The 7,001-nt window shown below is 55.0% G+C and carries 3 tRNA genes and 3 rRNA genes; all 6 read right to left on the bottom strand.

Annotation, left to right across the window (positions count from 1 at the left end):
- Positions 1-77: transfer RNA gene (locus BW990_RS20765), tRNA-Met, on the bottom strand.
- Positions 78-151: 74 nt separating this feature from the next.
- Positions 152-266, bottom strand: a 5S ribosomal RNA gene (rrf, locus tag BW990_RS20760).
- A gap of 196 nt (positions 267-462) precedes the next feature.
- Positions 463-3,927 (bottom strand): 23S ribosomal RNA (locus BW990_RS20755).
- A 482-nt stretch (positions 3,928-4,409) separates the two neighbouring features.
- Positions 4,410-4,485: transfer RNA gene (locus BW990_RS20750), tRNA-Ala, on the bottom strand.
- A 173-nt stretch (positions 4,486-4,658) separates the two neighbouring features.
- Positions 4,659-4,735, bottom strand: a tRNA-Ile gene (locus tag BW990_RS20745).
- A gap of 267 nt (positions 4,736-5,002) precedes the next feature.
- Positions 5,003-6,464 (bottom strand): 16S ribosomal RNA (locus BW990_RS20740).
- Together the 16S, 23S and 5S rRNA genes with 3 tRNA genes alongside form the textbook arrangement of a ribosomal RNA operon.
- Between the last annotated feature and the right edge of the window lie 537 nt (positions 6,465-7,001).

The following is a 7,001-nucleotide window of genomic DNA, read 5'->3' as shown; positions in this document are numbered from 1 at the left end:
TGGTTGCGGGAGCAGGATTTGAACCTGCGACCTTCAGGTTATGAGCCTGACGAGCTACCGGACTGCTCCATCCCGCGACGCTTGGTGTTGTATTGCGCGTTGATCGCAATCGTTTGAGAGAGATATGGTGTTTGTTTCTGGGTTTTGCTAGGTTTGGCGGCGACCTACTCTCCCACGTCTTGAGACGCAGTACCATTGGCGCGACGGCACTTAACGGCCGGGTTCGGAATGGAGCCGGGTGTTTTGCTCGTGCTATGACCACCAAACCGAGTAAAACCCAGAACGCTCCTTCGGAGCGTTCCAGGTTTGGTGCGAGGCAGCGTATTTGCGTGCAAATGCGCGTTCGCACTCCCTTCACATTCCAGGAGCGGTATAAATCAACATCGCTGTCCAAGTGTACTCATTTGTGTATGCTTTTGATTTTGTTCCGGCAAAGCCAGGAGGACCTGTCTGTTACTGGATCAAATCAAGCCTATCGGGCCATTAGTACCGGTCAACTGAACGCATTGCTGCGCTTACATCTCCGGCCTATCGACGTGGTGGTCTTCCACGGCCCTCAGGGATACCTTGTTTTGAGGGGGGCTTCCCGCTTAGATGCCTTCAGCGGTTATCCTGTCCGATCATAGCTACCCTGCACTGCTGCTGGCGCAACAACAGGTCCACCAGTGGATCGTTCACCCCGGTCCTCTCGTACTAGGGGCAACTCCTCTCAAGTATCCTACACCCACGGCAGATAGGGACCGAACTGTCTCACGACGTTCTAAACCCAGCTCACGTACCTCTTTAAACGGCGAACAGCCGTACCCTTGGGACCTGCTCCAGCCCCAGGATGAGATGAGCCGACATCGAGGTGCCAAACACTGCCGTCGATATGGACTCTTGGGCAGTATCAGCCTGTTATCCCCGGCGTACCTTTTATCCGTTGAGCGATGGCCCTCCCACTTGGGACCACCGGATCACTATGGCCGTCTTTCGACTCTGCTCGACTTGTCAGTCTCGCAGTCAGGCTGGCTTCTGCCATTGCACTCAACGAGCGATTTCCGACCGCTCTGAGCCAACCTTCGCGCGCCTCCGTTACGATTTAGGAGGCGACCGCCCCAGTCAAACTACCCGCCACAGAGGGTCCCGGAACCGGATAACGGTTCGCGGTTAGACATCAAGCAGGCGAAGGGTGGTATCTCAAGGATGGCTCCACAGAAACTGGCGTTCCTGCTTCGAAGCCTACCACCTATCCTGCACATCACATGCCTGATGCCAGTCTGAAGCTGTAGTAAAGGTGCACGGGGTCTTTCCGTCTAACCGCGGGAAGCCTGCATCTTGACAGGCAATTCAATTTCGCTGAGTCGATGTTGGAGACAGCGGGGAAGTCGTTACGCCATTCGTGCAGGTCGGAACTTACCCGACAAGGAATTTCGCTACCTTAGGACCGTTATAGTTACGGCCGCCGTTTACCTGGGCTTCAATTCAGAGCTTGCACCCCTCCTTTTAACCTTCAGGCACCGGGCAGGCGTCAGACCCTATACGTCGTCTTGCGACTTCGCAGAGCCCTGTGTTTTTAGTAAACAGTCGCCACCCCCTGGTTTGTGCCCCCAGCCCCTAGTTGCCTAGGAACCGGGCCTCCTTCTCGCGAACTTACGGAGGTATTTTGCCGAGTTCCTTCAACATCGTTCTCTCAAGCGCCTTGGTATTCTCTACCAGTCCACCTGTGTCGGTTTCGGGTACGGTCCGAAGGAGGGCTATTTCCAGGGACTGCTCAGCGGCCCATCCAATCCGATAAGGATGAACAACCTCCGCAATCCGTCACCATCTCCTGGCCCAGGAATATTAACCTGGTTCCCATCGACTACGCCTTTCGGCCTCGCCTTAGGGGCCGGCTTACCCTGCTCAGATTAGCTTTAAGCAGGAACCCTTGGACTTTCGGCGAGAGTGTCTCTCACACTCTTTGTCGCTACTCATGTCATCATTCTCGCTAGTGATCTCTCCACCGGATCCCTCACAGGCCGGCTTCACAGAAAGAACCCGTTCCTCCGCTACATCCCGAAGGATGCAAAAGAGGACAGGTCCTATGTCACACTACGCTCTGCTACCATGCCTTACGGCATCCTAAGCTTCGGCTCGTGGCTTGAGCCCCGTTACATCTTCGCCGCAGGACAACTTATTTAGACCAGTGAGCTGTTACGCTATCTTTAAAGGATGGCTGCTTCTAAGCCAACCTCCTGGTTGTTTTGGTCGTCCCACCTGCTTTCCCACTTAGCCACGAATTGGGGGCCTTAGCTGTAGGTCAGGGTTGTTTCCCTCTCCACTACGGACGTTAGCATCCGCAGTGTGTCTGCCATCTAGTACTCCCGGGTATTCGGAGTTTGGTTAGGATCAGTAAGCCTGTGGGGCCCCATTACCCATCCAGTGCTCTACCCCCCGGGGTATTCGGATGACGCTCTACCTAAATAGATTTCGCAGAGAACCAGCTATCTCCGAGTTTGATTGGCCTTTCACCCCTAGGCACAACTCATCCCGACCTTTTTCAACAGGTGTGGGTTCGGACCTCCAGTACGTGTTACCGTACCTTCATCCTGGTCATGCCTAGATCACTCGGTTTCGGGTCTGATCCATCTAACTCATCGCCCTATTCAGACTCGCTTTCGCTGCGCCTACACCTAACGGCTTAAGCTTGCTAGATAGACCAAGTCGATGACCCATTATACAAAAGGTACGCCGTCACAAGACTGGACACTTATAAACTCTGTTGGAGACGTTCATCGCAATGGCATCGATATCCGGAATTGCACCGTCTCGATCCCCGGATTGTCTTCGTAAATCCCGGCATTCGATCGATGGTCGTAGCTGAGCGCCGCGCGCCAGCCATTCCGCATCTCGTAACCGAGCTCGATCCCCGACCGGAAGGCGATGGGCCCTCCGAGGTCGAACTCGTTCTCGATCCAGAGACCCGGCATCGAGTGCAGCTCCGCATAGACCGGGCTGCTTCCGAGAGTGATCGTGTAGGTCGACCCGAAGCCGATCCACGATCCCGCCTCGCCCGTCGACAGACCCAAGGCCTGGCCGAACGGCCCGCGCTTGTGTCCGAGATCGTAGCGAAGATAGGCTTCCGGGCTTTCCTCGGCATTCCGCTCGATCACCGAGCCGGCCGAGAAGGCCACCCGCGGTGTCGCATCGGTCTTGCCCAGGCAACCCGTTGCCGTGCCGCAATAATTGAGGCCCATATCGGTAAGACCCGCTATGAACATCAATACTGCAAACGTCCCATCGGCCATGTTTTCCGCCCCACCACTTCGTTCCTTGAGGGCGTTGTGCCGCTCAATTCCTCGGGTAGGACCATGGCCTCAGAGTGTCATAAGAGTCCAGTCAAGCTCCGACTGATTGTAGGCGCTCGGTTTCAGGTACTGTTTCACTCCCCTCGTCGGGGTGCTTTTCACCTTTCCCTCACGGTACTGGTTCGCTATCGGTCAGCAAGGAGTACTTAGCCTTCGAGGGTGGTCCCCCGATCTTCAGACAGGATTTCACGTGTCCCGCCCTACTTAATACGTCCCATCACGCTTCTCATACGGGGCTGTCACCCGCTATGGCCCAGCTTTCCAACTGGTTCTGATCACGCTCAAGGCTCGGCTGGTCCCCGTTCGCTCGCCGCTACTAGGGGAGTATCAATTGATTTCCTTTCCTCCGGGTACTTAGATGTTTCAGTTCCCCGGGTTCGCTCTTAAAACCCTATATATTCAGGTCTCAAGTACCTGTTTTACCCAATTATCAAGAACCTTGCGGCTAATAATAACTGAGTATCAGGTGGGTTGCCCCATTCGGAGATTCATGGATCAAAGCCTATTCTCGGCTCCCCATGACTTATCGCAGAGTATCACGTCCTTCATCGCCTCTTGCTGCCAAGGCATCCACCAAACGCCCTTCTCGCGCTTGATTTGATCCAGTAAAAGACAGGTTGATGCGCTACCGCTTCGCTACTTGAGCGCCGTGGTACCGCCTGATCCGCTTTTACCGATCAAAAGCATACTTTCCCGCCTGACCCTCTCGGGTCAGACATGGTCCAGCCTCGCGGCTGAACCGGGTTAGTGTACTTGACTTGGACAACGATTGCTCGTTTCAGAAGGGCTATACGCTCCAGGCCGGCTAGACTTGGATTGTACCTCTCGCCCGAAGGCGAGACCAACTGAGGTCGCCAAACACTTATGGCAACCAAGCAATGTTGATTTGTATCTCTCTAAACGATGTCAGTGATCCGTCCGATTGGACGGCTCAACACTGAACCCAGTGCTGAGCGATCTAATCGGATGGCTCTTTCTGTTGGTATCTGTCATGGAAGGTGGAGCCACTACCAATCGGCTTGACGATTGGTGCGCTAAAAATGCCTGGGCGACGCCAATTGACGAGCGAAGCGAGACAATTGGTGGAGCCTAGGAGGATCGAACTCCTGACCTCCTGAATGCAAATCAGGCGCTCTCCCAGCTGAGCTAAGGCCCCACAATTTTGTCCCAAAATTGTGGGAGTGCGCGGCAGGCGCTTTTGCTTGCAAAAGCTGCCGAGAGCGTCACCCGGTGCAATTCTGGGCGCGATTTCCAACGCGGCTGTTCTCGTTACCTTTTGCTTGCAAAAGGCACTGTCACAGCGACCACTGTTTTGCTGCGCAAAAACAGTGGTGGGTCGAGGAGGACTTGAACCTCCGACCTCACGCTTATCAGGCGTGCGCTCTAACCACCTGAGCTACCGACCCCCGCGATTTGGCCCTGCCAAATCTGCGGCGTGCGCGTCAGGCGATTTTGCCTCGCAAAATCTGCCGAAAGCGGCACCCGGTCGAGGCCTGGCATTGCCCGGTCACGAGTTTGACCCGCGATTTCCATGTCTGAAGAGATATGAGGACGGCTCGGTCCTGATGTTTGAGACGCTTTGTATGCGTCTCTTGCTAAGTGTTTCATGATGAGTGCGCTACCGCTTCGCTACTTGAGCGCTGCGGGCGTCTCATGACTAGAAACATCCTTAGAAAGGAGGTGATCCAGCCGCAGGTTCCCCTACGGCTACCTTGTTACGACTTCACCCCAGTCGCTGATCTTACCGTGGCCGCCTGCCCCCCGAAGGTTAGCGCAGCGTCGTCAGGTAAAACCAACTCCCATGGTGTGACGGGCGGTGTGTACAAGGCCCGGGAACGTATTCACCGCGTCATGCTGTTACGCGATTACTAGCGATTCCGACTTCATGGGGTCGAGTTGCAGACCCCAATCCGAACTGAGACAGCTTTTGGGGATTAACCCATTGTCACTGCCATTGTAGCACGTGTGTAGCCCAACCCGTAAGGGCCATGAGGACTTGACGTCATCCACACCTTCCTCCCGCTTATCACGGGCAGTTTCCCTAGAGTGCCCAGCCGAACTGCTGGCAACTAAGGATGTGGGTTGCGCTCGTTGCCGGACTTAACCGAACATCTCACGACACGAGCTGACGACAGCCATGCAGCACCTGTCACTGCGTCCCCGAAGGGAACCATGGATCTCTCCATGTAGCACAGGATGTCAAGGGTTGGTAAGGTTCTGCGCGTTGCTTCGAATTAAACCACATGCTCCACCGCTTGTGCGGGCCCCCGTCAATTCCTTTGAGTTTTAATCTTGCGACCGTACTCCCCAGGCGGAATGCTTAATCCGTTAGGTGTGACACCGAACAGCATGCTGCCCGACGTCTGGCATTCATCGTTTACGGTGTGGACTACCAGGGTATCTAATCCTGTTTGCTCCCCACACTTTCGCACCTCAGCGTCAGTATCGAGCCAGTGAGCCGCCTTCGCCACTGGTGTTCCTCCGAATATCTACGAATTTCACCTCTACACTCGGAATTCCACTCACCTCTCTCGAACTCCAGACTGATAGTTTTGGAGGCAGTTCCGAGGTTGAGCCCCGGGATTTCACCCCCAACTTTCCAGTCCGCCTACGTGCGCTTTACGCCCAGTAATTCCGAACAACGCTAACCCCCTCCGTATTACCGCGGCTGCTGGCACGGAGTTAGCCGGGGTTTCTTTACTGGGTACCGTCATTATCTTCCCCAGCGAAAGAGCTTTACGACCCTAAGGCCTTCATCACTCACGCGGCATGGCTAGATCAGGCTTGCGCCCATTGTCTAAGATTCCCCACTGCTGCCTCCCGTAGGAGTCTGGGCCGTGTCTCAGTCCCAGTGTGGCTGATCATCCTCTAAAACCAGCTATAGATCGTAGGCTTGGTAGGCCATTACCCCACCAACTACCTAATCTAACGCGGGCCGATCCTTCTCCGATAAATCTTTCCCCCGAAGGGCGTATACGGTATTAAACCCAGTTTCCCGGGACTATTCCGTAGAGAAGGGCACGTTCCCACGCGTTACTCACCCGTCCGCCGCTAGACCCGAAGGTCTCGCTCGACTTGCATGTGTTAAGCCTGCCGCCAGCGTTCGTTCTGAGCCAGGATCAAACTCTCAAGTTGAAAGCGCCTTGCGACGCTAACCTTGACGTTCGAACCTCTGCACATCCTTTGTTTGTGCTACCGCTTCGCTACCTGAGCACGAATGCCAAGCAACTCAGAAGTATGGCTCACCCGGCTAAGGATAGAGCCCAAACAAAGAGTCATCTGTTTGATGCACATCAGTTTCCATCGGAAACCGGTGTCCGTTCAAACAGTGAAGCTGACACTCTATCATCGGCGCTACCGCTTCGCTACTTGAGCGCAGGGCATAACCTAAGAGCGTTGATATACAGACGTTGATCCATCGAAACGAACCAAACCGCCCACATATCTCTTCAGATACCAGCAATGTCAAAGAGCCAGAGACAAAAACCAGACCGTTGCGCCCTAACTAAACGACGCGCCCGCCCGATCATGCCTCTAATGTTATCCGCCTCGTAAACCGAACCCCTCAGCGTCTCCGCCTCAGCGCCGCCCCGTCTGGCGTCCCAACCGCGCCTCAGCGCCGCCGGTGAAGGGGCTTCTACGGCTACCAATCAAAACCCGCAAGCGGAAAAT

Origin of the sequence: Roseivivax lentus, assembly GCF_900156805.1 — a bacterium.
GTDB lineage: Bacteria > Pseudomonadota > Alphaproteobacteria > Rhodobacterales > Rhodobacteraceae > Roseivivax > Roseivivax lentus.
This window is presented reverse-complemented; position numbering and strand designations above follow the sequence as displayed.